Genomic DNA, 21,220 nt, shown 5'->3' with positions numbered 1-21,220 from the left:
CAGAAGATACTTGCGCACAGATCAACAATGTACATATCTGCTACACTGGCCCGATCAAAATCGGAGCTGTCGCATGAATTCAGAAAAACTGGCGCTGCTGGTCACGCGCGAAATGCCCTATGGGAAATATCAGGGACGCTTGCTGGCCGACTTGCCGGGACACTACCTGGGCTGGTTCGCGCGCGAGGGTTTCCCCTCGGGCGAACTGGGCAGTTTAATTGCGCTGATGTACGAGCTCGACCACAACGATTTGCGCGGCTTGCTCGACCCCTTGCGCACGCGCAAGTCGCCGTGGCGGCCGGGCGAGTAAGGAAAGTAAGGCAGGTGTTAAAACTGGCGCACCTTCTTCGCCAGCATGGCGCTGAATTCGCCATTTCCCACCAGCGTTTGCAGCTCGCTGGCGCCACCGATGAGCACACCGTTGACAAATACCATGGGGAACGTGGGCCAGCCCGTCCACATTTTCAGCGCATTGCGGCGATGCCACAGGTTCAGATAACTGCCGTACTGCAGGTACTGGTAGGGCGTGCCCAGCACGTCGAGGATCTTGCGCGCCTTGCGCGGAAACGGATTGAGCGCCATGCCAACCACCACCACCTGGTGCGCGGCGATGGCGGCCTGCACTTCGCGCACGATGTCCTGGTGCTTGCTGCCGATCAAAGGGCGGGCGGCGGGATGGATCTGGGCTTCGTCGAGGATGGCGCGGGTCATGAAAGTCCTGGGATGAGTGGCACGTGGCGTGCGGGTCACGCATTGTGACACGCACACGGGCTGGCGTGGGCGACACTGCGCTTCCCGTCTCTTCGCGCATGTCCCGACATTAAATGATCGTTGCCGTCGAATACGCTGATTGAATATGCCAGCCCAGGCTCGCATACAATTTCAAGCCATCCTCGGTTGCCACCAGCACCCGGCGCGCGCTGCCCGATCTCTGCCTGGCCGCCAGTGCGGCGATCAGTGCTCGCCCCAGCCCCCGGCGCCGATGCGCGGCTTCGGTGACGATACGGTCAAACACAAAGACGCCGGCATGTTCCACGGCATGGCCGCTGGCGGCAACGGTGCCGTCGCCGGTGAAAATACGCGCCGTCGTGATTGCCTGCGACGTTGCCACGTCAAGCCGGTAGCCGGCCGGCACAGCTGGCGCCTGCAGACTGCCTTCATGGATCATGAAAAGGCCGGCAGGGAGCAGTTGCCATCGAGGCGGCAAAAGGCGCAGCAATTGCTCCCCGGAACCACACATCTTGATGAAGATATGCGGACGGTGAATCGACGCCGCCACCGCGCTGATGCCTGGAACAGGCCCTGGAAAAACGTAGCGCCGGATTTCCCCGGGCAAGCCCGTCTCGACGCGCCACCCGCCGTGATCGGGCACGGGCAGCGCCAAACCACGTGCAATGGAACGGGCGGCCAGCCAGGCAGCAAGAAGGCCGAGCTCAGGCAGATGCGAATTTTCTTGCTCCCCCATTATTCGGCTCCCACATTCGTCCCCGCTGATGATGCCAGAGCGCAGGCGGCGGCTACCCGCTGGATCGCATTCAGAACAGCTCGTCGAGCAGCAAGTGAAACTGCAGCTTGCCTTGATCGATATCAAGGAGCCCATATTGCTCAACAAACCTTTGCTGTAGCGCGGCATCCAACTCACCGAGAGCACGCCATGCGATGGCCAGGTCCTGGTAACGGTCGGCTACGCCCGCCCGTCCCACGTCGATGCAGCCGACGACGGCGTCTTCCCGCATCACGATATTTTCCAGCGAGAAGTCGCCATGCGTGACAACGAGGTCGGGCACCAGGGGCTGGCAATCCTGCAGCGCCATCCACACCTGTTCCGCCGTCCAGCCCTGGCGCCCGGCATCGAAATCGTCGGCATCGACCAGGCCCGCATCGATGCGCTGGCGCGCCTGGGCCAGCCGAACGGCATGGCCGGCGTCGAATGGACAGTCGCTCACGGGAAGCGCATGCAGGCGGCGCAGGAAGGCCGCCAGTGCGTCGACCACGGCGGGGCCCAGTGCGGGGTGCGCTTCCAGCACTGCGGACGCCGTTGTGCCTGGCAAGGCCGTCAGCAGCAGCCAAGCCTGCTCCGGGTCTGCCACGCGGGCGAACTGGACCACGGCCGGCACGGGCAGGTAGGGCGCCAGCCAGCGCAGGCGCGCCAGTTCATCGGCGAGGTCGGCGGCGGCGCTACCCCTGCCGTGCTTCAGGTACAGGTCCGGCGCAGCGTCCCTGCCCTGCAGCCGGTAGACGGCAGCGTCCGATTCACCGACGCTGTCGCGCGCCCATTGATAGTTGGCCACGGCGGCGGACAGGCTGGCGGGCATGGCGGCCATCACGGCGGCTTGTTTCTTTTTGAAGATAGTCATTTACCTGGACTGTGCCCTATGCCAGCGGCACGTGCAAGCCCATCTTGAGGCAAGTCAAGGCCACCGAGGTGCGGTAGCGCCGGATATTGTCGTCGCCGCCGAACAGGCGTTCCGTCAGCGCCTCATATTCGGCCATGCTGCTGGCCGTGATGAGCAGCAGGTAATCGGCCTCGCCCGTGATGCCGTAGCACTGCTGGATGGCAGGCTCGGCCATGATGCGCGCGCGCAGGCCGGCCGTGCGCTGCGGGTGCTCGTCGTGCAGATGCACTTCCACCGTGAGTATCAAGGGGCGGCCCAGGCGGCTGGCGTCGAGCACGGCCACTTCCTGACGGATCACCCCGCTTTCGCGCAGGCGCCGGATGCGCCGCTGCACGGCCGGCGCGGACAAATGCACGGCCTGGGCGATTTCGCGCTGCGAGGTCGTGTTATCGCGCTGCAAGATGTCGAGGATCGCCAGGTCGAAGGCATCGAGGGGGATGGAAGGCGTGAGCGAAAGTTGCGTCATGAAGGTCAAAATGCAGTGCAAATATCGGAGCAGACACAATAAACTTTCACCATTCCGATATCAAGCCTTTTATCACCATGCCATTACGCCGCTATTCCTCGCTGATTCCCCTGCTCGCCATCCTCGGCTCCGTCACCTGCCTGGGACTGGGCACCTCGTGGGCCAAGCACAGCCTGTTTCCGCTGGTCGGGGCGCAGGGCACGACGGCCGTGCGCGTGGGCTTTTCCGCCCTGCTGCTGTTGCTGTTCTGGCGCCCCTGGCGCTGGCAGCTGAGCCGCGCCGACCTGCGCACGGTGGCCCTGTACGGCGCGGCGCTGGGTTTGACGAACCTGTGTTTCTATATGGCGCTGCGCACGATACCGTTCGGCATCGCCGTGGCGATCGAGTTTTCCGGCCCGCTGGCCGTGGCCCTGCTGGCCTCGCGCCGGCCGGTCGATTTCGTCTGGGTGGCCCTGGCCGTGGCGGGACTGGCGCTGCTGTTGCCGCTCGGCCACGACGTCAGCAATCTCGATCCCACGGGCGTGCTGTTCGCGCTGGGTGCCGCCGTCTGCTGGGCCAGCTATATCCTCTTCGGCAAGCGCGCCAGCCATTTGCATGCGGGTCACTCCGTCTCGCTGGGCCTGGCGATGGCCGCGCTGGTGGTGGTGCCCGTGGGTGTGATGCATAGCGGCGCCGCCCTGCTCTCGCCCGTCGTGCTGGGCGTAGGCTTAGGGGTAGCGCTCATTTCCAGCGCGATACCGATCTCGCTGGAAATGGTGGCCCTGAAGCGGCTGACGCCGCAAGCGTTCGGCATCATGAGCAGCATGGAACCGGCCGTGGCCGCCATGCTGGCCTTCATCCTGCTCGACGAGCGGCTGGGTGCCGGGCAGTGGCTGGCCATCGCCATGATCATGGCCGCGTCGATGGGCAGTTCCTACATGGCGCAGCGCCAGAGACGCAGTGCGCCGTGCGCCGCCGTGCATACCTGAACCTCAGTGCGCGGCCGCCCCCGCCACGTGGGCAGCCAGGTTGCGGCGCGCCAGCCACGCCAGCGGCAGCAGTGCCAGCAAAGCGGCGGCCACGCCGGCCCACGGCGACGACGCCATCATCTGGCGCGACACCATCAGCGCGCCCAGCATGGAGCCGAACGAGATGCCCAGGTTGAATGCGGAAATGTTCAGGCCCGAGGCAAAGTCGACGGCGTGCGGCGTGTAGCGCTCGGCCGTAGCCAGCATGCCGGCTTGCAGGGCGGGCGACAGGCCGAAGGCAAACACGCCCCAGACAAACAGCATCACCGTCATCATCCATGGTGAGCTGATGCTCAGGGCCACGCCCACTTGCGTGACGGCCAGCAACAGCAGCATCAATCGCAAGGCTTTTTGCCAGCCCAGGTGGCTGGTCAGGTAGCCGCCCGCCAGGTTGCCGGCAAAGGTGGCGATGCCGAACACGATCAGCAGCGCGCTGGCCATGGTGGCGGAAAAGCCCGTCACATCCGTCAGGATGGGCGTAATAAAAGTGAAGGCGGCAAAGCTGCTGCCAAAGCCAAACGTGGTGACGGCCATCATCGTCAGGATGGGGCCGCTGCCCAGGGCCGCCAGCTGCGTCATGGCCTTGCCGCCCTTGCCCTGCTGCAAACCGGCCGGCAGCCAGCGCGCCATGGCGCCCAGACCCACGGCGGCCAGCACGACGACGGCAAAAAACGGCAAGCGCCAGCCCATCAGGTTACCGAGGAAACTGCCGAGCGGCACGCCGATCACCATGGCCAAAGTCAATCCCGCAAACATCACGGAAATCGCCCTGCCTGCCTGCGCCTTGGCGACCAGGCTGGCGGCCACGGTGGCGCCGATGGCAAAGAAGGTGCCGTGCGCCACGGCCGTGATGACCCGTCCCACCAGCAACCATTCAAATGTATGGGAAAAGGCCGCCAGCAAGTTACCGGCCAGAAAAACGCTCATCAGTCCCAGCAAGGCCGCCTTACGCGGCAGGCGCGACATCAGCAGCACCAGCAGCGGCGTGCCGATGGCCAGCGCCAGTGCATACAGGCTGACCAGCGAGCCGGCCGATTCGATGGAAATCTGCAAATCCTTCGCAATAGTGGGCAGGATGCCGACGACGATGAATTCGGTGACGCCGATAGCAAAGGCGCCGACGGCCAGCGCCAGCACGCCGGGCGGCATGCTGTGGGCTGGAGGGGAAACAGGGCTTGCGGTGGTCATGATGGCTCCAACAATGGTTCAAGCCGGCCAGTGTATCGATGCAAACGCTTTTGATATAGACTCTAATAATGGAAACACCTGTGAAATGGATTCAATAATGGCCAGGCAAGACATCAACCGCGCGTTCGAGATGGCCGTGTTTGTGGCCGTGGTGGAAACGGGCGCCTTTTCCGCCGCCGCGCGCCGCCTGGCCCTGACGCCGTCGGCCGTCAGCAAGCTGGTCAGCCGGCTGGAAGCACGGCTCGGCGCGCGCCTGCTGCAGCGCAGCACGCGGCAATTGCACACCACGCCCGAGGGCGACGCCTTCTTCGTGCAATGCAAGCGCATCCTCGACGATATCGATGGCGCCGAGCGCGAAGCGGCGCAGGGTGCGGCGCCGCGCGGACGCTTGCGCATCAACTGTTTCGTGCCATTCGGCGTGCGCCATCTGTTGCCCATCCTGCCCGAGTTCGCGCAGCGCTATCCCGACATCGTGCTTGACGTGGTCGTCAGCGACGCCATCGTCGACTTGCTGGAAGACCGCACCGACATCGCCATCCGCACGGGCAAGCTGAAGGAATCGAACCTGGTGGCGCGCAAACTGGGCGAAGACGCGATGGTCGTGGTCGCCTCGCCCATCTACACGGCACGGCATGGCCTGCCGCGCACGCCGCTGGAATTATCCGAACACAATTTATTGGCCTTCAACTTCCGCTGCCAGAACGAAACCTGGCCCTTCCTCGACGGGAGCGGAGGAACGTTGCAGGTGGCGCCGCAGGGCAATACCTGCGTCAGCGATGGCGAAAGCATGCGCCAGCTGGTGCTGGCGGGCATGGGACTGGGACGCTTTTCGCGCCAGCATGTGCAGCGCGATATCGAGCAAGGACATTTAATATCCTTGCTGCAGGACTACAATCCGGGCGACCGTGAACTCGTGCACGCCGTCTTCGTGGGACCGGGCTTGCAAGTGCCGGCCCGGGTGCGCGTGATGCTCGATTACCTGCTGGAAAAGGTCAAGCTGGGATGAGCGCCGCCTGCCGGCATCGCGTCTTATAATTGGCTGTCTCGTTGAACTTCCAGGGAGCCGTCTCATGCATGATGACTTGATCCACACCTTGCAAACCCGCTTCAGCCGGCACATGCAACGCCATGCCGGCCTGGCTTGGGATGCAGTGCTGTCCCGCCTGAACGCCGCTCCCGCCAGCTTGGCCGTCTTGCAGCAAATGGAAGACACGGGCGGCGAACCGGATGTCATCGGGCACGTCAGTGATACTGGCGCCGTCACGTTTTGCGATTGCTCAGTAGAAAGTCCGATCGGCCGGCGCAGCCTGTGTTTCGATGCCGCGGCCCTGGCCGCGCGCAAGACCAACAAGCCGGCCGGCAGCGCCATGGCCATGGCGCAAGCGATGGGTATCGCATTGCTGACGCAGACGCAGTACCGCCAATTGCAGGAGCTAGGGCCGTTCGACCGGAAAACCTCGAGCTGGATTGCGACGCCGGACAATATCCGGGCGCTGGGCGGCGCCCTGTTCTGCGACCGCCGCTATGAACAGGTCTTCATCTATCACAATGGCGCCGAATCGTATTATGCGAGCCGAGGCTTTCGTGGCTTGCTACGCGTCTGATCGCCGCTTGCTCAGGCCAGCTCTTCCAGCCGCAACTGCCGGCCTTCATCGAGCATCAGCTCGAATTCGGCCGCCGGCACGGCAGGACTGAACAGATAACCTTGCAGCTGGTCGCAGCCGAGTTCGCGCAAGAAACGCATCTGCTCGGCCGTTTCCACCCCTTCGGCGACGATTTCCTGGCGCAGCTGCTGCGCCATGGTGACGATGGCGCGGGCGATGGCGCAATCGTTTTCCTCGAACGGCAAGCCGATGACAAACGAGCGGTCGATTTTCAGGGTGCTGATGGGGAATTTCTTCAAATACGCCAGGCTGGAATAACCGGTGCCGAAGTCGTCCAGCGCCAGCGCCAGGCCCATGGCCACCAGCTGGTTCATGATGTCGATCACCTTGTCGGCACCGCGCATCAACAGGCTTTCCGTGATTTCCAGCATGATCTGGTCGGGCCGCACGCCGTAGCGTTCCAGCACGGCCGCTATGCGCGCCGGCAACTGTTCATCGAACTGGCGCGCCGACAGGTTGACGGCGATGGCCGGCATGTGCAGGCCACGGTCTTCCCAGTTGCGGATCTGGCGGCAAGCCTCGTCCAGCACCCAGGTGCCCAGTTCCAGAATCAAACTGGTTTCCTCGGCAACGGGAATGAAGAGGCCCGGCGAGACCATGCCGCGCATCGGATGCTTCCAGCGCAGCAAGGCTTCCGCGCCCACGATGCGCCCGCTGGCCAGGCTCACTTTCGGCTGGTAATGCAATTCCAGTTCCTTGTCGCCCAGGGCCAGGCGCATTTCGCTTTCCAGGCGCAAATGTTCCTTGGCCCGCCGGTTCATGTCTTCGCGGTAAAACAGGAAGGTCGATTCGATGGTCTGCCCCGCCTTGGCCACGGCCACGTCGGCAAAGCGGAACAGGGCCGGCGCTTCCAGGCCGTCTTCCGGATACACGGTGATGCCGATGCTGGCGCCCACGTGCAGCGCGTGCGCATCGATATTGATGGGCGCCTCTAACAGGTTGAGCAGCTTTTGCGCCACGTTCGCCGCGTGTTCGCGCTTTTCGATATGCAACAGCGCCACGACGAACTTGCTGTTGTCGACCCGCGCCAGGATGTCCGCGTCGCGCAAGGCGCCACGGAACAGCTGGCCGATGGCGATCACCAGCTGGTCGCCCACTTCGTGGCCCAAGGTGTCGCTGATGGAACCGATGCGGCTGATGTCGATGACCATCAGCGCGCCATGCGTGCCTTGCCGTTTCGCTTCGGCCAGGCCCTGGCCCACCAGCTGGTTCAGCAGGCAGCGGTTGGGCAAGCCCGTCAGGCTGTCGTAGTTGGCCATGCGCTGCATGCGCGCCTCGGCATCCTTGTGCACCGAGATATCGGAAAACAGGGAAAACACATGGCTGATTTCGCCAAATTCGTCGCGCACGACGCTGATGGTGACGTCTTGCGGGAAGAGTTCGCCATTCTTGCGCTTGCCGATGATTTCGCCGCGCCAGGAGCCGTGCCCGCGCATGGCGGCGCGCACCTTGGCGCGGAAGTCGGGGTCGTGCACGCCCGAGCGCAGCAAGTCTGGCGTACGGCCGATGGCTTCGGCCGGCGAAAAGCCGGTGATGCGGGAAAACGAACTGTTGATGGAGACGATGCGCTCTTCCGCGTCCGTGATCAGCACGGCTTGCTCGCTATCTTCGATGATGCGTGCGTGCAACCTCACCTTGTCCACGTCGGACAGCGGTTCGCTCATGGCCGACAGGCGCACGGCCATGCCGCAAGCCTTGCCCGCCTGGTCGTGGATCACATGGCGGTGCATGCGCAGCCACGTTACCATGCCCGACTTCTTGCGCCGGCGCACATCGGTGGCCACCTCACCCTGCTTGAAATGCAGTTCCAGCACGCTCGCTTCCGCGTCGTCTTCCGGATACAAAAACAGGATGTGCTGGCCCAGCGCTTCCAGTTCGGAATAGCCGAACATCTGTTCGGCACCATGGTTCCAGCCGATCAGGAAGCCATCGGGATCGATTTCCAGCAAAGCGTCGGCGGGCGCCACGCGCACCACGGGCCGGCTGACGCCGCGCAGCCGCTCCAGCTCCTCCTGCAGCCGCGCCAGGGTGGCGGCCTGCTGCGGCCCCGCCTGTTCACGGGCGTCCTGGGCCAGGCGCAGGCACAGCGCGACCTTCGCCTCAAGCATGGCAGCCCCGCGCGTGTGGCAGGTCAGGGGAACATATCAGGGGCGCTGCGGTATATGTAATCATCAAAATCCCACGATGGGGCGTGCAAGTCGGAGCAGAAAGACGGTCGAAATACTATGAATATGGTAACTTAAAAATGTTGGCATATGTCAACATTTTAAGACCTAGGCCGAATGGCCCGGCAGATGCTGCGCCAGGCGGGCAAACACATCCGGTTCGCGCATGCGCGCCATCCACCAGCGCAGCGCGGCGCCATCCTCGCCCACTCTCCACGCCAGGTAAAACGTTTCCGACGGTTTCGGCTCTTCCACGGCCTTTTCCACCAGCTGGCCGCGCGCAATGGCGGCGCGCGCGCACGGTCCCGGCAGGAAGCCAAAGCCCAGTCCCAGCACCTGGTAGTCGAACTTGACCTGCATGCTCGGCACGCTCAAGGCATCTTGCCCCAGCAGCAGCCCCACCGTGCGCGGCGCCATCTGGCGCGCCGAGTCGGCCACCACCACGGCCCGGTACTGCTGCAGATGGCCGCGCGACAAGGGCTCCGCCACCTGCGCCAGCGGATGCGTGGGCGCCACGGCAAAGACGAAGTCGAGCATGCCGATCGGCTGCGCGATATAGCCGCCGCCCGCCGGCCCGTCGCCGGGCGCGCCCACCAGCAAGTCAACCCGCCGGTCCAGCAACGCTTCCCAGGTGCCCGACAGGGTATCTTGCGACAGGCGCAAGCGCGTCTGTTGCGCAACCTCATAGAAGGCGCGCACGTCGTCGGCCAGGGCCACGGCGGAAAACATGGAATCAATGCCGATGGACAATTCCGTTTCCCAGCCGGACGCCACCCGGCGTACGCGGTGTTCGAGGTCCTGTGCCGCCTTCAGCAGATAGCGGCCCTCTTTGAGCAATTCCTGGCCGGCCGCCGTCAGCATGACTTTGGGACCATTGCGCCGGAACACTTGCACGCCCAGGTCGTCTTCCAGCTTGGCCACCGTATAGGAAATGGTGGATGGCACTTTATGCAATTCCTTGCCGGCCGACGAGAACGATCCGCGGCGGTCGATGGCGTCAACGATTTGCAAGGCTTCCAGGCTCAGTCTTAACATTCGATTTTTTCGATCATAGGTCGCAAGATTTTCCGTTTTTCTTTCTGGAGCGGGCGGCCTATACTTTCTCCATCGTACAGCGAAGGGCAGCAAAGGCGACACGGCAACTGCCAGGCAACGGTCCTTCGAAATTATCGCACATTCATTCATAGAAACGGAGTCCACCATGTTACAGATTCGTCACAGCGAAGAACGCGGCGCCGCCAACCACGGCTGGCTCAATTCCCACCACAGCTTTTCCTTCGGCAGCTACCACGATCCGTTGCACATGGGTTTTGGCCCCTTGCTGGTGATCAATGAAGACCGGGTCACGCCGGGCCAGGGTTTCGGCACGCACGGCCACCGCGACATGGAAATCATTTCGTATGTGCTCGACGGCGCGCTGGAGCACAAGGACAGCATGGGCACCGGTTCCGTGCTGCACTACGGCGATGTGCAGCGCATGAGCGCCGGCAGCGGCGTGCGCCACAGCGAGTTCAATCATTCCGCCACGGACGGCTTGCACTTCCTGCAGATCTGGATCCAGCCGAACGTGACGGGCATAGCGCCCAGCTATGAAGAGAAACATTTTACGCCGGAAAGCAAACGGGGCAAGCTGCGTCTGATCGCCTCCTCCGACGGGCGCCAGGGTTCCGTGCTGATCCACCAGGACGCGGCCATCTACGCCAGCATCCTGCAGGAAGGCGAGCAAGCCGAACATGCGCTGGACGAAGGCCGCCTCGCGTATGTGCACCTGATCCGCGGCAGCCTGGTGGTCAACGGCACGCCCCTGAAAGCGGGCGATGCGCTGAAATTGACACAAGAGGCAGCAGTGACGTTGACGCAGGCCGAGGATGCCGAGGTGCTGGTCTTCGATCTGCCTCGATAAGGATCGCTGGCCAAACCCGCATGCGGTTGCCGGTGGAACGGGGCTTCGGCAAGGCCAGCCGTCTTGCAAAAGGCTGATCCGGCCGCAATTAGAGGGATAGTACCAGGCATTCCAGCCTTCAAATCTCAGCCAGGGGAAATGGTTTCCCCTGCTTTTTGGTATGATGACAGCGCACGCCGGCACCGCAGTGGTACGGCGCGCCTCTATTTTTGACAATTACCTATATGAGCACAACCATGCAAAGCGGCGCAGACCTCCTGGCGACAGGCGAATTGGATTACACGACTTCCTGCGCACTGCCGACGCCGTGGGCCCAGTTCACCCTGCACGCCTTTGTCGAACACGCCACGGGCAAGGAACACCTGGCCATGGTGCTGGGCGATGTCGGCAACGGCGAACCGGTACTGGCACGCGTGCATTCCGAGTGCCTGACGGGCGACGTGCTGTTTTCCCAGCGCTGCGACTGCGGCGCCCAGCTCGAAGGCGCCTTGAAGCGCATCGCCGAGGAAGGCCGCGGCATTTTGCTGTATCTGCGCCAGGAAGGGCGCGGCATCGGCCTGATCAACAAGATCCGCGCCTATCGCCTGCAAGAAGCAGGCGCCGACACGGTGCAGGCGAATGAACAGCTGGGCTTCAAGGCCGACGCGCGCAACTACACCTTGTGCAAACCCATGTTTGCGCAATTCGGCATCAACAGCCTGCGTTTGATGACGAACAACCCGCGCAAGATCGCCGCCATGGAAGGGCTGGGCATCACGGTGGCCGAACGGGTGCCGCTGCTGGTCAACCGCAACGCCTTCAACCAGCACTACCTGAACACCAAGCAAAGCAAGCTCGGTCACATGATGACGCCGGAAACGGCGCCGGCGCTGGAAGACGGCGCCCTGTAATTGCCCGGGCTGGCGCGGAATGGCGCGTCACTTGGGCGCCGGGCCGGCCTCGCTCCGGCTCACGCACAAAGGATGCATGAAATTATCTAACTTCGCCTTCTTGCTGGCCAGCCTGTGCGCTGCCGCAGGCGCCCACGCGGCCCCCACTGCCTCGACTCCCCCCGCCAAGCCGCCACCGGCCACCGCCGCACCCGCTGCCACCGAACATGCAGCCTTGCCGCCGCCCTCGTCCGCCGCGCAAAAACTGTACACGGCCGCGCGCGCCGACATCCTGCAAGTGCGCGTGCTGCTGAAAAACGGCCGCACGCAATCGTCGGTGGGCTCGGGCTTTTTGATCGGCACGGGCGACCTGGTAGTGAGCAACTATCACGTCGTGTCGCAATTCGCGCTCGACCCCGATACCTACGTGGGCGAATGGGTCGACACCAGCGGCCAGCGGGGCAATGTGGAATTGCTGGCCGTCGACGTGCTGCACGACTTGGCCGTGCTGCGCGTGAACCGCCATGGCACGGGCTTTTTCAAGATGCCGGAATCGCTGGCACCCCTGACGCAGGGCCAGTACCTGTATTCGATGGGCAATCCGCTGGACCTGGGTTTCGCCATCTCGGAAGGCTCGTACAACGGCGTCGTCACGCGCAGCTTCTACGACCAGCTGATGTTTACGGGACCGATCAATGCCGGCATGAGCGGCGGCCCCAGCGTCACGGCCAGCGGCGACGTGGCCGGCGTGAACGTCTCGAAACGCCTCGATGGCGAACTCGTGAGTTTTCTCGTGCCGGCCCGCTATGCCCAGCAATTGCTGGCCAAGGTGGCCCAGCAAGGCAAGGCGCCGAAAGACTTCAAGCCGCTGGTGACGGCGCAGCTGCTGGCGCACCAGGAAGTGATGCTGGCGCGCCTGCTCGACACGCCCTTGAGCCTGAAAGCCATGGGCCCGTATCGCGTGCCCGTGCGCGAATCGGACCAGATGCGCTGCTGGGGCCGCTCCAACGTCAAGTCCGACAAGCCCTACATGCTCGACAACACCAGTTGCGCCATGGAATCGGCCATCTTCATCTCGGGCGCCCTGCAGACGGGGCAAGTGTCGATGCGCCACGAATTCCTGCGCAGCAGCGAACTGGGTGCACTGCGCTTTTCCGAGCTGGCCAGCGCCTCGTTCAAGAATGAAAGTTTTGGCAGCTACAAAAGCGTGCACCTGACGGCCCCCCATTGCACCGAACAGTTCGTCAAGAATGCCACCCTGCCCTTGCGCGCCGTGCTGTGCGTGCGCGCCTACCGCAAGTTTACCGGCCTGTACGACTTTGCCCTGCTGGCCGCCAGTACCGATGAACCACTGATGAGCCTGCAAAGCCGCATCGACGCGCGCGGCGTGTCCTACGCCAACGGCATGCGCGTCACGCGCACCTTCCTCGACGCGCTGTCGCGCGCACCATCGACCACCGGGACGCGCAAGCCATGACAGCACCGTATTTCATCGAAATCCTCACCGAGAATGGCGAAGTACAGCAGCGCCAGCGCATCGATGCCTTGCCGATCCGCATCGGCCGCGGCTACGACAACGACTTCATCCTCGACGACGCGCACACGGCGGCCAGGCACGCCATTGTCGAAGACGATGGCGCAGGCGGCCTGCTGCTGCGCGACCTGGGCAGCCAGAATGGCGTGATCCACCGGGGCCAACGGCAACTGCAAGTGGCCCTGAGCGGCAACAGCATCGTACGCCTGGGCCACACGCGCCTGCGCGTGCGCGCCAGCGACCAGCCTGTTGCGCCTGAATTGAGCGATACCACCAGGCACGACTGGGAAGGCTTGCGCCCCGCCGTCGCCGGCCTGGCCATGATCGGCGCCTCGGCCGCCTTCAGCAACTGGCTCAGTGATGCGGACGCCTTCGAGCCGATTTCCTACCTGATGATCATCGCCTACGCACTGGCCGGCGGCCTCGTGTGGGCGTCGATCTGGGCCGTAGCGAACCGCCTGTTCGGCCATGTGGCGCGCTTCGGCCGCCACCTGTTCATCATCGGCTGCGGCTTGCTGGCCATGGAAGTGTGGGAACTGGGCAGCAATGTGGCGGCGTATGCACTGTCGCTGGAAGTGCTGACGCGCTATGGGCGGCATATGTTCATCGTCATCGTCTGTACCATGATCTACTACCATTTGCGCACGATCAAACCCCAGCATCCGCGCCGCTTCGGCCTCGTCGCCGTCGTGCTGGCCATCCTCGGCTCGACCCTGATCCTGCTGAGCAACCTGCAGATCAGCGGCCGCCTGGCCGACGAGGCCTACATGTCGGTGATCTACCCGCCGGCACTGCGCCTGAGTCCAAATCAGACGACGCAGGCCTTCTTCCGCGATGCGGCCGGCCTGCAGCGCGCCGTCGACGCCGAGCGCGGCAAGGCGGCCAGGGGGGCCGACGAAGACGAGGACAGCGGCGATTAACAAAGCGCATGCAAAAAGCCCGCCGGTCTGTCAAGACACGGCGGGCTTTTTTACGTGCGCCGCGAGGTGCGCAGAGTATGGCTGCTTAGAACTTGCGCTTAAAACTTCGCGTCCTGCTTGCGGCGCGCCGTAAAGCCCAGCAGGCCCAGGCCGATCAGCAGCATGGCATAGGTGCTTGGCTCCGGCACGGCCGACACCAGGCCATCGGTGCTGGTAAAGCTGGCGAAATTGCTGTTGCCCGCCTTGAACTGGGCTTGCTGGCCACCATCGCAGCAGCCTTCCAGGCCATAGATGCTCAGGGTATGGTTGCCGGCCGCCAGCAAGCTCGAACCGCTGAGGTACTGGCTGCTATTGTTGTAGTTGCCTGCCCACCACATGTCGTTGCTTTTGAAGTCCAGCGCCACGCCATCGAGGAACAGGGCGCCGCCCTTGCCGAAGTCGACGCCGCTACGGAAGCTCCAGGCGCCCGCATCGGCCGTGCTGACGCCAAAATTGATCACCGACTTGAAGGCGATGTTCGAACCACTGCCGAACAGGCTGCTATTCGTGACATTGTCGTAGCTGGCAATCGTCGTCGTGCCATAACCGGCGCCCGGCGTAGCCACGGCGGCATTCACCACGGACTGGTAAGCGGCGGCGGAAGCTTGCGCGCTGGCGTTCGAGAAACCGGTGGACACGGTGACGGTGCTGGCGTTCGCGTGGGCAAACACACCGACAGCGATCAGGGACAGGGCAATTTTAGGCAAATTTTTCATGATTATATCCAGTAGTTATTCAGTAGGCATGCGGGTGATTGGAATCAATGCACGCTGCACTGAGGCGTGTCGGTGGGAGCGCTAGAGACTGCAAAGATGAGCGGTCGGGGGCTGGAACTACCGCGCAAGATCGCGGACTTGCTACGCAATTGCACTGCGCTGCAAGCGTCCAGGAAAGGGGTCGGGTTTCCGGGACAGGTTCAGACGGTTGACGGGTCGGGCAAGACGATGAAGCTATTTTATCCTAATTTTCTTTTAAGAAAAGTATTTTTCTTTTAACCACTAAAGATTCTATTATAACAAGCATCATCGCCTGCCCCGATTGTCGCGACCACGCCACAGATGGCGCCGCCACTGTCGCATCTTGCGCATTTCTTTTCACATGCCGCTGCACCACGGGGCGAAACAGCATGGCAAAATGCAGTCATGCAGCTATCTGTCCGATGAGGGGGAAAGAGGAAATGGTCGACCTGGAAGAACTACGCTATCTGGCACTGTCGTTTCCCGACGCCACCGAGGAAGAACACCACGACCGTCCAGCCTTCCGCGTGGGCGGGAAGATCTTTGCCACCCTGCCCGACGACGAGCACATCAACGTGCTGCTCGATGCGGAAGCGGCGCATATCGCCACCGTCATCACACCGTCCGGCTGTCAAAAGCTGTGGTGGGGCGAGCGCCTTGCCGGCATCACGGTGCGCCTGGCGGATGCCGAGCTGGACATGCTGGCCGCCGCCCTGACGGCCGCCTGGCGGCGCAAGGCGCCCAGCGACCTGGCCAAGACTATCGCCCCGACCGGGTAGTTACATCGGCCAATTGCGCAGCAGCAAGCCCACCATCTGCTGCAATTGCTCGCGCGATACGCCCGCCGCCGCCTGGATGGCCATGCCCTGCGACAAAGTCACGACAAAGCGCGCCTGCTGCTCGGGACAGGAATCAGGCGGCAAATCGCCCTCCTCCCTGGCACGCCGCAAGCGGTCGCGCAATTTGATTTCACCGCGCAGCCGGCGCGCAAACAATTCATCGCGGATCGGCAAGGCATCGTCGCTGCAGGCGAGCGCCGCATTGACGCCCATGCAGCCGTGCGGGCCGTCCGGCATGGTTTGCGCATCGACATACTGCGTTAACAGGGCTTCCACCACCTGGCGCGCCGTCGGCTGTTCCAGCGCCGCATCGAAAAACTGCATGCGCGTGTCGCTGTAGCGTTCGAGCGCCTTGTGAAATAGCTGCTCCTTGTTGCCGAAGACGGCATACAGGCTGGGCCGGTTCATGCCCATGGCTTTCGTCAGTTCCGGCAGGGAACTGCCTTCATAGCCCTTTTCCCAGAACACTTTCATGGCGCAATCGAGCGCTTCGTCGGCGTCGAAGGTGCGTGGCCGGCCCGTTTTCGCCTTGACCGCTGGCTCTTTTTTATCTTGTTTCATACCGATCGGTAAAAAATTATTGACAACACTGTCTGCCTGCCCCGATTATATACCGACCGGTTAAAAACCTCCCGGCTTTTCAGGAACCTCATATGCAAACACTTTCCAACGCTACTGACAACGATACCACCGTGGCGCCCTGGCTGGCCGTCTTATCTGTCGGCATCGGCGCCTTCGCCCTCGTCACGTCCGAATTCCTGCCCGTCGGGCTGCTGCCGGCCATGGCCGCCGAACTGGCCATCAGCAAGGGCCAGGCGGGACTGATGATCACCACGCCCGGCATCGTTGCCGCGTTTGCCGCCATCTTCGTCACCGTCGGCTCGGGCCGCCTGGACCGCCGCATCGTGCTGCTGGCCCTCACCGCCCTGCTGGTCGCATCGAACCTGCTGGTGGCACTGGCCCCCTCGTATGCGTGGATACTGCTGGGCCGCGCCATGCTCGGCGTGGGCGTGGGCGGCTTCTGGGCCATCGGCAGCGCCATCGGCCCGCGCCTGGTGGCGCCGCAACATGCGTCGCGCGCCATGTCCATCATCTTTGCCGGCGTCTCGCTGGGCACGGTGGCGGGCGTGCCGGCCGGTGCGCTGGTGGGCGAGCTGGTCGGCTGGCGCGTGGCCTTTGGCGCTGCCAGCGCCATTGCCGTGCTGGTCTTCCTCGGGCAGCTGTTGCTGTTGCCCAAGCTGCCGCCGACGCAGGCCATCCGCCTGCGCCAGTTGCCGATGATTTTCAGCATCCGCAAGGCCAGGCTGGGCCTGATCGCCACGGCCATGCTCTTCACGGGACAGTTCGCCGCCTACACGTATATCGCGCCCTTCCTCACACAGATTTCACACCTGGCGGCCGGCACGGTCAGCGCCATGCTGCTGGTGTATGGCGCTTCCGGCTTCATCGGCAACCTGGTGGGCGGCTGGGCCGCCGGCCGCTACGAACGGGCCGCGCTGATGCTGACGGGCGCCGTGCTGGGCTTGTCCACGCTGGCGCTGGCCGCGTTCGGCAGCCATTCGGTGACGGCGATGCTGCTGGTGGCCGTGTGGGGCTTCGGTTTCGGCGCGATGCCGATCGCCGTGCAGACGTGGATGTTCAAGGCTGCGCCACACTTGATGGAAGGCAGCAGCGCACTGTTTGTCGCCATCGTGCAAGTGTCACTGGCGTCGGGCGCCTTGCTCGGCGGCATGGCCGTCGACCGGCTGGGCGTGTCCAGCGCGATGGTGCTGGGCGGCGTATTCGCCCTCGGCTGCGCGCTGACGATAGGAACATTCGGCAAGCAACAGCCTGTCAAACAGGCTGCCGCCTGCGGCGCCTGAGCGGCGCTCAAGCCGGCTGGCTTGCCGCTTTCACACGCAATGACTTGCCGGCATGCTGGCGGCGGGCCAGCAGCACGCCCAGGCCAGCCAGCAGCAGATACACCGTGGTCGGCTCCGGCACGGGAGCGGCGAACGTGCGGAAGGCATAGTCGAAGTTGGCAAAGCTTTGATAGCCCGTGTTCGCATAGACCTGGCCCAGGCCGTAACCATTGTTCGTGTCGCCGGCGATGGACAAGGTATTATTGCCGCCGAACACCAGGTAATACGTCGTATTGGCGGCGATGGCAACAGGCGACCAGAACACGTCCGCCCATTGGCCGGCGGTCCCGGCAACGGAAGCTTGCGCCAGCATAGTGCCGGCGGCGTTCGGCAAATTATTCCACAAGGAAATGGTCACGGTATCCGTGTTGCCCAGATTCGGCGCCAAAAAGATACCTGCGCCCGCAATCGTCGCCGCCGATTGCTGGAACGACTGGGCCAGGTCTCCCTGCCAAAAATGGGCCATGTTCACCGCATGGACATTGGCTTCCTGATTGATGAGGGGCGTCGCGCCGGCCAGCGGCGCTGCGGCGAGCACGGCCATGCTGCAGAGCCAGGATTTCCAAGAATTTTTCATTTGCATTCCCTTTTTGATGGCCGCCTATCGAGCAGGCCTGATTATTTTATTGTCACTATAAGTTACCATTTTAATAGTAGCATATAGATATTTCCAAGTATCAATAAAATAACAGCCATCATGCAGTGTATGCCGCGCGCCACACAGCCACGACGCGCTGGCGCAAGGGTTCATGCAGGGGGGGGAACAGCGGGCTTGCGGGAGACCCGGTGGTTCAGATGCGCCCGCGGCGAAATTCGCCGAGAAATTTCGTCACGTCGGCCGGCGTCATCACCACATCCGCGTCGCCATGATATGCATACAGGAAGGGCGTACCGCCCAGGCGGTCCGTCAGCTTGGCAAAGAGTAAAAAGCGGCTGCCGAGCGGATAGCGCTGCAGGTCGACCAGGCGGCGCGAGCACTGCACGGCCAGTTCGGGCGAAAAGGCCTGACCCGGCACGGGGCGAATTTCCACGCGGCCATTGATCGCGCGCGATTCGACGGCGACGTGCCGGTATGCATAAGTATCACGGGCCATGCCGCCACCTTGAATGAAGTAAAGGCGCCATCTTAAGCGAAGTGGGCGCCTGCCGTATTACTGCGGCACGATGCGCAGCAGACGGCCGTTGTCTTCATCCGTCAGCGCATACAGGTAGCCATCCGGCCCCTGGCGCACGTCGCGCACGCGCGCGCCGATGGCCAGGCGGTCCTGCCCCGTCACCTTGCCATTCGCATCGACGGCGATGCGGCGGATATCCTTGGCCGCCAGGCCGCCGCTGAAGATGCTGCCACGCCAGGCGGCAATCTTGTCGCCCGTGTAGACGGCCAGCCCCGACGGGGCCGGCGATGGCACCCAGGCCACGCTCGGGTTGAGCATGCCCGGCACTTCATGCTGGCCAACGGGTTCATGCGTCTTGTAGTCGGCGCCATAGCTTTGCAGGGGCCAGCCGTAGTTGCCGCCCGCCACCACCAGGTTCAGCTCGTCGCCGCCGTACGGACCGTGCTCCGTGGCCCATACGCGCCCCGAAACGGGATCGAGCGCCAGGCCCTGCACGTTGCGGTGGCCAACCGACCAGATTTCCGGCAAGGCGCCCTTGGCCGCCAGCGGATTGCCGGGCGCCGGTTTGCCATCTTCCGTCAGGCGCAGGATGGAACCCTGGTGCGTGGCCAGGTTTTGCGCCTGCTCGCGCGCCAGGCGGTCGCCTATGCGCAGCGGCGGATTGCCGCCATCGGCCACGCTCATCAGCAAAGTGCCGTCCGGCAGCCACAGCAAGCGCGAGCCAAAATGCTGGCCGCCGCTCTTGTCGTTGGCCACCTGGAACAGGGTCTGGATGCCCGTCACACGCTTGCCATCGAACACGCCGCGCACCAGGGTCGTGCGGTTGGCGTCATTCGTGCCCGTCGATACCGTCATGTACACGCGCGGGTTCGGCTTGTCGGCATCTTGCGGATGCAGCACGATATCGAGCAAGCCGCCCTGCCCGCCCGTGAAGACTTTGGGCATGCCTTCCAGCGCGACATCCTCGAAGCTCTTGCCATTCAGCAGATGCAATGTGCCCTGCTTGCTGGTGACCAGCGCGCGCCCCTCGCCCAGCCAGGCGATGCCCCACGGCTGGCGCACCCCCTGCGCAACGGTCTCGGCCTTCCAGCCCTGTCTGGCGGCGGGCGGCTCGCCCGTGGCTTGCAGTTCGGCCCAGGCCGATGGCGCGGCGGTCAGTGCCAATGCAAGCAAGATGCTGGTGCGGCGTAACTGGAACATGCTCTCTCCTGTTGGTCAATGCTGCGAAGGTGGTGGTTCAGGCGCGCAACAGCAAGGCCACGGCTTCGGCCGCGATGCCTTCTTCACGGCCCAGGTAGCCCAGCTTTTCATTCGTCTTGGCCTTGATGTTCACCTGGCCCACACTCACGCCCAGGTCTTCGGCCACGTTGGCGCACATGGCGGCGATGTGCGGCGCCATTTTCGGGCGCTGGGCGATGATGGTGGCGTCGATATTGCCGATGATATAACCGGTGGCTTGCACGCGGCGCACGGCTTCGCGCAGCAGGGTGCGCGAATCGGCGCCCTTGAATTGCGCGTCCGTGTCAGGGAAATGGCGGCCGATGTCGCCCAGGGCGGCGGCGCCGAAGATGGCGTCGGTAATCGCGTGCAGCAGCACGTCCGCGTCGGAATGGCCGAGCAAGCCCAAATGATGGGGAATCTTCACGCCGCCGATGATCAGGTCGCGGTGTTCCACCAGCGCGTGGCAGTCATAGCCCTGGCCGATGCGGAAAGGCAGTACGGGAGTGGTGATGGTCGTCATGCGGTCTTTCTGTTCAGGATTCAAGGATGGGCCAAGTACAGCTCGGCCGTGTGTATGTCGCGCGGCAGGGTTACCTTCAGGTTGCGCGGGTGGCCCTCAATGAGCCTGGGCGCCAGGCCCAGCGCTTCGACGGCGCTGGCGTCGTCCGTGATGGCCTGCGGATCGGGCGCTTGCGACAGCGCCCGGTGCAGCAAGGCATAGCTGAACATTTGCGGCGTCTGCGCCAGCCACAGGCCGTCGCGCGGCACCGTTTGCGCCGACACGCTCGCCGGCCCGGCCCGCTTGACGGTGTCGACCACGGGCAAGGCCAGCAAGCCGCCGGCCGGATGTGCACCGACTTCGGTAATGAGCTTTGCAATCAGCGCCGGCGTCAGGCCGGGCCGCGCCGCGTCGTGCACCAGCACATGGTCGTGTGCATCGATGCTGCCGTGCAGCGCCTGCAGGCCATTCAAGATCGTTTCCATGCGCGTGGCGCCGCCGCAGCGCAGCACAGTCACGCCGCTGTTGTTCCCTTGCGGCACGACGGCATCTATCTGGCCATCCTCCGCGCTGACGACGACATACGTATGCGCGATCAGGGGGCTGGCGAGAAAGGCGTCGAGCGCGTGGCGCAGCATGGGCTTGCCCGCGATGGGTAAATATTGCTTGGGACTACCCGCCTCCATGCGTGCGCCCACGCCGGCGGCGGGGATCAGCGCAAAATAACGGGGACGATTCGATACTGCTGTCATGCGCT

25 protein-coding genes are annotated in these 21,220 nt (G+C 63.7%); 10 read left to right on the top strand and 15 right to left on the bottom strand.

The genetic code is table 11. The features are described 5' to 3' along the window. Positions 1 to 73: 73 nt before the first annotated feature. A complete protein-coding gene (locus tag ACP7EG_RS03140; protein ID WP_071076391.1) occupies positions 74 to 310 on the top strand; it encodes a DUF3820 family protein in 237 nt (78 codons plus the stop codon). 17 nt (positions 311 to 327) lie between these two features. Here ACP7EG_RS03140 and ACP7EG_RS03135 read toward each other — a convergent pair whose 3' ends face one another. The 4 genes from ACP7EG_RS03135 to ACP7EG_RS03120 all read right to left on the bottom strand — a co-directional run bounded on the left by ACP7EG_RS03135 (position 328) and on the right by ACP7EG_RS03120 (position 2,862). Then, positions 328 to 711, bottom strand: a complete 384-nt coding sequence (locus ACP7EG_RS03135; protein WP_426086378.1) for a glutaredoxin — start codon at positions 709 to 711, stop codon at positions 328 to 330. A 109-nt stretch (positions 712 to 820) separates the two neighbouring features. Continuing rightward, the gene (locus ACP7EG_RS03130; protein ID WP_426086377.1) at positions 821 to 1,465 is read right to left on the bottom strand and encodes a GNAT family N-acetyltransferase; all 645 of its coding nucleotides are present in this window, start codon (positions 1,463 to 1,465) and stop codon (positions 821 to 823) included. Between the two features lie 70 nt (positions 1,466 to 1,535). Next, complete coding sequence (locus ACP7EG_RS03125) at positions 1,536 to 2,357, bottom strand: APH(3')-I family aminoglycoside O-phosphotransferase (protein WP_426086376.1); 822 nt, start codon at positions 2,355 to 2,357, stop codon at positions 1,536 to 1,538. A gap of 16 nt (positions 2,358 to 2,373) precedes the next feature. Further along, positions 2,374 to 2,862 (bottom strand): Lrp/AsnC family transcriptional regulator, encoded by a 489-nt coding sequence (locus ACP7EG_RS03120; RefSeq protein WP_426086375.1) that lies wholly within the window; start codon positions 2,860 to 2,862, stop codon positions 2,374 to 2,376. 77 nt (positions 2,863 to 2,939) lie between these two features. Between ACP7EG_RS03120 and ACP7EG_RS03115 the strand changes: the two genes are divergently transcribed. After that, positions 2,940 to 3,830: an EamA family transporter gene (locus ACP7EG_RS03115; RefSeq protein WP_426086374.1), complete on the top strand. Its 891-nt coding sequence runs from the start codon at positions 2,940 to 2,942 to the stop codon at positions 3,828 to 3,830. A 3-nt stretch (positions 3,831 to 3,833) separates the two neighbouring features. Here the strand turns inward: ACP7EG_RS03115 and ACP7EG_RS03110 are convergent, their stop codons facing one another. Beyond that, positions 3,834 to 5,057 carry an MFS transporter gene (locus ACP7EG_RS03110; RefSeq protein ID WP_426086372.1) on the bottom strand — a complete coding sequence of 408 codons (1,224 nt, stop codon included), beginning with the start codon at positions 5,055 to 5,057 and terminating at the stop codon, positions 3,834 to 3,836. Positions 5,058 to 5,142: 85 nt separating this feature from the next. Here ACP7EG_RS03110 and ACP7EG_RS03105 point away from each other — a divergent pair, with 85 nt between their 5' ends. Both ACP7EG_RS03105 and ACP7EG_RS03100 read left to right on the top strand, forming a co-directional pair. Then, a complete protein-coding gene (locus tag ACP7EG_RS03105) occupies positions 5,143 to 6,063 on the top strand; it encodes a LysR family transcriptional regulator (protein WP_426086371.1) in 921 nt (306 codons plus the stop codon). Positions 6,064 to 6,127: 64 nt separating this feature from the next. Further along, positions 6,128 to 6,661, top strand: coding sequence for a DUF4256 domain-containing protein (locus tag ACP7EG_RS03100; RefSeq protein ID WP_426086370.1), 534 nt, complete (start codon positions 6,128 to 6,130; stop codon positions 6,659 to 6,661). Positions 6,662 to 6,672: 11 nt separating this feature from the next. Here the strand turns inward: ACP7EG_RS03100 and ACP7EG_RS03095 are convergent, their stop codons facing one another. Next, entirely contained in the window at positions 6,673 to 8,829 is a 2,157-nt protein-coding gene (locus tag ACP7EG_RS03095; RefSeq protein WP_426086369.1) for a putative bifunctional diguanylate cyclase/phosphodiesterase, read from the bottom strand. A 165-nt stretch (positions 8,830 to 8,994) separates the two neighbouring features. Further along, positions 8,995 to 9,921: a LysR family transcriptional regulator gene (locus tag ACP7EG_RS03090; protein WP_099763046.1), complete on the bottom strand. Its 927-nt coding sequence runs from the start codon at positions 9,919 to 9,921 to the stop codon at positions 8,995 to 8,997. Positions 9,922 to 10,087: 166 nt separating this feature from the next. Between ACP7EG_RS03090 and ACP7EG_RS03085 the strand changes: the two genes are divergently transcribed. From ACP7EG_RS03085 to ACP7EG_RS03070, 4 genes are all read left to right on the top strand, one after another. Beyond that, a complete protein-coding gene (locus tag ACP7EG_RS03085) occupies positions 10,088 to 10,789 on the top strand; it encodes a pirin family protein (protein WP_426086367.1) in 702 nt (233 codons plus the stop codon). Positions 10,790 to 11,025: 236 nt separating this feature from the next. Further along, a complete protein-coding gene (gene ribA / locus ACP7EG_RS03080; RefSeq protein WP_071076378.1) occupies positions 11,026 to 11,679 on the top strand; it encodes a GTP cyclohydrolase II in 654 nt (217 codons plus the stop codon). Between the two features lie 76 nt (positions 11,680 to 11,755). Next, positions 11,756 to 13,135 (top strand): S1 family peptidase, encoded by a 1,380-nt coding sequence (locus tag ACP7EG_RS03075; RefSeq protein ID WP_426086366.1) that lies wholly within the window; start codon positions 11,756 to 11,758, stop codon positions 13,133 to 13,135. Continuing rightward, positions 13,132 to 14,112 carry an FHA domain-containing protein gene (locus tag ACP7EG_RS03070; protein ID WP_426086365.1) on the top strand — a complete coding sequence of 327 codons (981 nt, stop codon included), beginning with the start codon at positions 13,132 to 13,134 and terminating at the stop codon, positions 14,110 to 14,112. The genes ACP7EG_RS03075 and ACP7EG_RS03070 overlap by 4 nt, the downstream gene beginning before the upstream one ends. A 98-nt stretch (positions 14,113 to 14,210) precedes the next feature. On the opposite strand, the gene ACP7EG_RS03065 is transcribed toward ACP7EG_RS03070, so the two are convergent. Both ACP7EG_RS03065 and ACP7EG_RS03060 read right to left on the bottom strand, forming a co-directional pair. After that, positions 14,211 to 14,867 carry a CCXG family PEP-CTERM protein gene (locus tag ACP7EG_RS03065; RefSeq protein WP_426086364.1) on the bottom strand — a complete coding sequence of 219 codons (657 nt, stop codon included), beginning with the start codon at positions 14,865 to 14,867 and terminating at the stop codon, positions 14,211 to 14,213. Positions 14,868 to 15,111: 244 nt separating this feature from the next. Beyond that, the gene (locus ACP7EG_RS03060; RefSeq protein ID WP_426055472.1) at positions 15,112 to 15,279 is read right to left on the bottom strand and encodes a hypothetical protein; all 168 of its coding nucleotides are present in this window, start codon (positions 15,277 to 15,279) and stop codon (positions 15,112 to 15,114) included. A gap of 49 nt (positions 15,280 to 15,328) precedes the next feature. On the opposite strand from ACP7EG_RS03060, the gene ACP7EG_RS03055 reads away from it, so the two are divergent. Then, entirely contained in the window at positions 15,329 to 15,667 is a 339-nt protein-coding gene (locus tag ACP7EG_RS03055; protein ID WP_071076375.1) for an MmcQ/YjbR family DNA-binding protein, read from the top strand. Here ACP7EG_RS03055 and ACP7EG_RS03050 read toward each other — a convergent pair whose 3' ends face one another. Next, a complete protein-coding gene (locus ACP7EG_RS03050; protein ID WP_071076374.1) occupies positions 15,668 to 16,288 on the bottom strand; it encodes a TetR/AcrR family transcriptional regulator in 621 nt (206 codons plus the stop codon). A gap of 92 nt (positions 16,289 to 16,380) precedes the next feature. On the opposite strand from ACP7EG_RS03050, the gene ACP7EG_RS03045 reads away from it, so the two are divergent. Continuing rightward, positions 16,381 to 17,589 carry an MFS transporter gene (locus tag ACP7EG_RS03045; RefSeq protein WP_426086363.1) on the top strand — a complete coding sequence of 403 codons (1,209 nt, stop codon included), beginning with the start codon at positions 16,381 to 16,383 and terminating at the stop codon, positions 17,587 to 17,589. A gap of 7 nt (positions 17,590 to 17,596) precedes the next feature. On the opposite strand, the gene ACP7EG_RS03040 is transcribed toward ACP7EG_RS03045, so the two are convergent. The 5 genes from ACP7EG_RS03040 to ispD all read right to left on the bottom strand — a co-directional run bounded on the left by ACP7EG_RS03040 (position 17,597) and on the right by ispD (position 21,215). Beyond that, positions 17,597 to 18,205: a PEP-CTERM sorting domain-containing protein gene (locus ACP7EG_RS03040; protein WP_426086362.1), complete on the bottom strand. Its 609-nt coding sequence runs from the start codon at positions 18,203 to 18,205 to the stop codon at positions 17,597 to 17,599. A 214-nt stretch (positions 18,206 to 18,419) separates the two neighbouring features. Next, the gene (locus tag ACP7EG_RS03035; RefSeq protein ID WP_426086361.1) at positions 18,420 to 18,722 is read right to left on the bottom strand and encodes a hypothetical protein; all 303 of its coding nucleotides are present in this window, start codon (positions 18,720 to 18,722) and stop codon (positions 18,420 to 18,422) included. A 57-nt stretch (positions 18,723 to 18,779) separates the two neighbouring features. Beyond that, positions 18,780 to 19,943, bottom strand: coding sequence for a PQQ-dependent sugar dehydrogenase (locus tag ACP7EG_RS03030; RefSeq protein ID WP_426086360.1), 1,164 nt, complete (start codon positions 19,941 to 19,943; stop codon positions 18,780 to 18,782). A gap of 37 nt (positions 19,944 to 19,980) precedes the next feature. Next, positions 19,981 to 20,484, bottom strand: coding sequence for a 2-C-methyl-D-erythritol 2,4-cyclodiphosphate synthase (gene ispF, locus ACP7EG_RS03025; RefSeq protein ID WP_426086358.1), 504 nt, complete (start codon positions 20,482 to 20,484; stop codon positions 19,981 to 19,983). Positions 20,485 to 20,504: 20 nt separating this feature from the next. Continuing rightward, a complete protein-coding gene (gene ispD / locus ACP7EG_RS03020) occupies positions 20,505 to 21,215 on the bottom strand; it encodes a 2-C-methyl-D-erythritol 4-phosphate cytidylyltransferase (protein ID WP_426086357.1) in 711 nt (236 codons plus the stop codon). Positions 21,216 to 21,220 lie beyond the last annotated feature (5 nt).

Origin of the sequence: Janthinobacterium sp. PSPC1-1 (assembly GCF_049897625.1) — a bacterium.
Lineage (GTDB): Bacteria > Pseudomonadota > Gammaproteobacteria > Burkholderiales > Burkholderiaceae_D > Janthinobacterium > Janthinobacterium tructae.
Note: the sequence above shows the minus strand (reverse complement) of the source record. Positions and strands in the feature narration are given on the sequence as shown.

What these genes read in the sequence shown, in the direction of transcription:
- ACP7EG_RS03125 (WP_426086376.1), bottom strand. Translation starts at nt 2,357, where the DNA reads ATGACTATCTTCAAAAAGAAACAAGCCGCCGTGATGGCCGCCATGCCC.
- ACP7EG_RS03140 (WP_071076391.1), top strand. Translation starts at nt 74, where the DNA reads ATGAATTCAGAAAAACTGGCGCTGCTGGTCACGCGCGAAATGCCCTAT.
- ACP7EG_RS03090 (WP_099763046.1), bottom strand. Translation starts at nt 9,921, where the DNA reads ATGTTAAGACTGAGCCTGGAAGCCTTGCAAATCGTTGACGCCATCGAC.
- ACP7EG_RS03100 (WP_426086370.1), top strand. Translation starts at nt 6,128, where the DNA reads ATGCATGATGACTTGATCCACACCTTGCAAACCCGCTTCAGCCGGCAC.
- ACP7EG_RS03030 (WP_426086360.1), bottom strand. Translation starts at nt 19,943, where the DNA reads ATGTTCCAGTTACGCCGCACCAGCATCTTGCTTGCATTGGCACTGACC.
- ACP7EG_RS03120 (WP_426086375.1), bottom strand. Translation starts at nt 2,862, where the DNA reads ATGACGCAACTTTCGCTCACGCCTTCCATCCCCCTCGATGCCTTCGAC.
- ACP7EG_RS03130 (WP_426086377.1), bottom strand. Translation starts at nt 1,465, where the DNA reads ATGGGGGAGCAAGAAAATTCGCATCTGCCTGAGCTCGGCCTTCTTGCT.
- ACP7EG_RS03105 (WP_426086371.1), top strand. Translation starts at nt 5,143, where the DNA reads ATGGATTCAATAATGGCCAGGCAAGACATCAACCGCGCGTTCGAGATG.
- ACP7EG_RS03085 (WP_426086367.1), top strand. Translation starts at nt 10,088, where the DNA reads ATGTTACAGATTCGTCACAGCGAAGAACGCGGCGCCGCCAACCACGGC.
- ispD (WP_426086357.1), bottom strand. Translation starts at nt 21,215, where the DNA reads ATGACAGCAGTATCGAATCGTCCCCGTTATTTTGCGCTGATCCCCGCC.
- ACP7EG_RS03035 (WP_426086361.1), bottom strand. Translation starts at nt 18,722, where the DNA reads ATGGCCCGTGATACTTATGCATACCGGCACGTCGCCGTCGAATCGCGC.
- ACP7EG_RS03055 (WP_071076375.1), top strand. Translation starts at nt 15,329, where the DNA reads ATGGTCGACCTGGAAGAACTACGCTATCTGGCACTGTCGTTTCCCGAC.
- ACP7EG_RS03075 (WP_426086366.1), top strand. Translation starts at nt 11,756, where the DNA reads ATGAAATTATCTAACTTCGCCTTCTTGCTGGCCAGCCTGTGCGCTGCC.
- ACP7EG_RS03070 (WP_426086365.1), top strand. Translation starts at nt 13,132, where the DNA reads ATGACAGCACCGTATTTCATCGAAATCCTCACCGAGAATGGCGAAGTA.
- ACP7EG_RS03040 (WP_426086362.1), bottom strand. Translation starts at nt 18,205, where the DNA reads ATGAAAAATTCTTGGAAATCCTGGCTCTGCAGCATGGCCGTGCTCGCC.
- ACP7EG_RS03110 (WP_426086372.1), bottom strand. Translation starts at nt 5,057, where the DNA reads ATGACCACCGCAAGCCCTGTTTCCCCTCCAGCCCACAGCATGCCGCCC.
- ACP7EG_RS03135 (WP_426086378.1), bottom strand. Translation starts at nt 711, where the DNA reads ATGACCCGCGCCATCCTCGACGAAGCCCAGATCCATCCCGCCGCCCGC.
- ACP7EG_RS03045 (WP_426086363.1), top strand. Translation starts at nt 16,381, where the DNA reads ATGCAAACACTTTCCAACGCTACTGACAACGATACCACCGTGGCGCCC.
- ACP7EG_RS03050 (WP_071076374.1), bottom strand. Translation starts at nt 16,288, where the DNA reads ATGAAACAAGATAAAAAAGAGCCAGCGGTCAAGGCGAAAACGGGCCGG.
- ACP7EG_RS03060 (WP_426055472.1), bottom strand. Translation starts at nt 15,279, where the DNA reads ATGCTGTTTCGCCCCGTGGTGCAGCGGCATGTGAAAAGAAATGCGCAA.
- ribA (WP_071076378.1), top strand. Translation starts at nt 11,026, where the DNA reads ATGCAAAGCGGCGCAGACCTCCTGGCGACAGGCGAATTGGATTACACG.
- ACP7EG_RS03115 (WP_426086374.1), top strand. Translation starts at nt 2,940, where the DNA reads ATGCCATTACGCCGCTATTCCTCGCTGATTCCCCTGCTCGCCATCCTC.
- ispF (WP_426086358.1), bottom strand. Translation starts at nt 20,484, where the DNA reads ATGACGACCATCACCACTCCCGTACTGCCTTTCCGCATCGGCCAGGGC.
- ACP7EG_RS03065 (WP_426086364.1), bottom strand. Translation starts at nt 14,867, where the DNA reads ATGAAAAATTTGCCTAAAATTGCCCTGTCCCTGATCGCTGTCGGTGTG.
- ACP7EG_RS03095 (WP_426086369.1), bottom strand. Translation starts at nt 8,829, where the DNA reads ATGCTTGAGGCGAAGGTCGCGCTGTGCCTGCGCCTGGCCCAGGACGCC.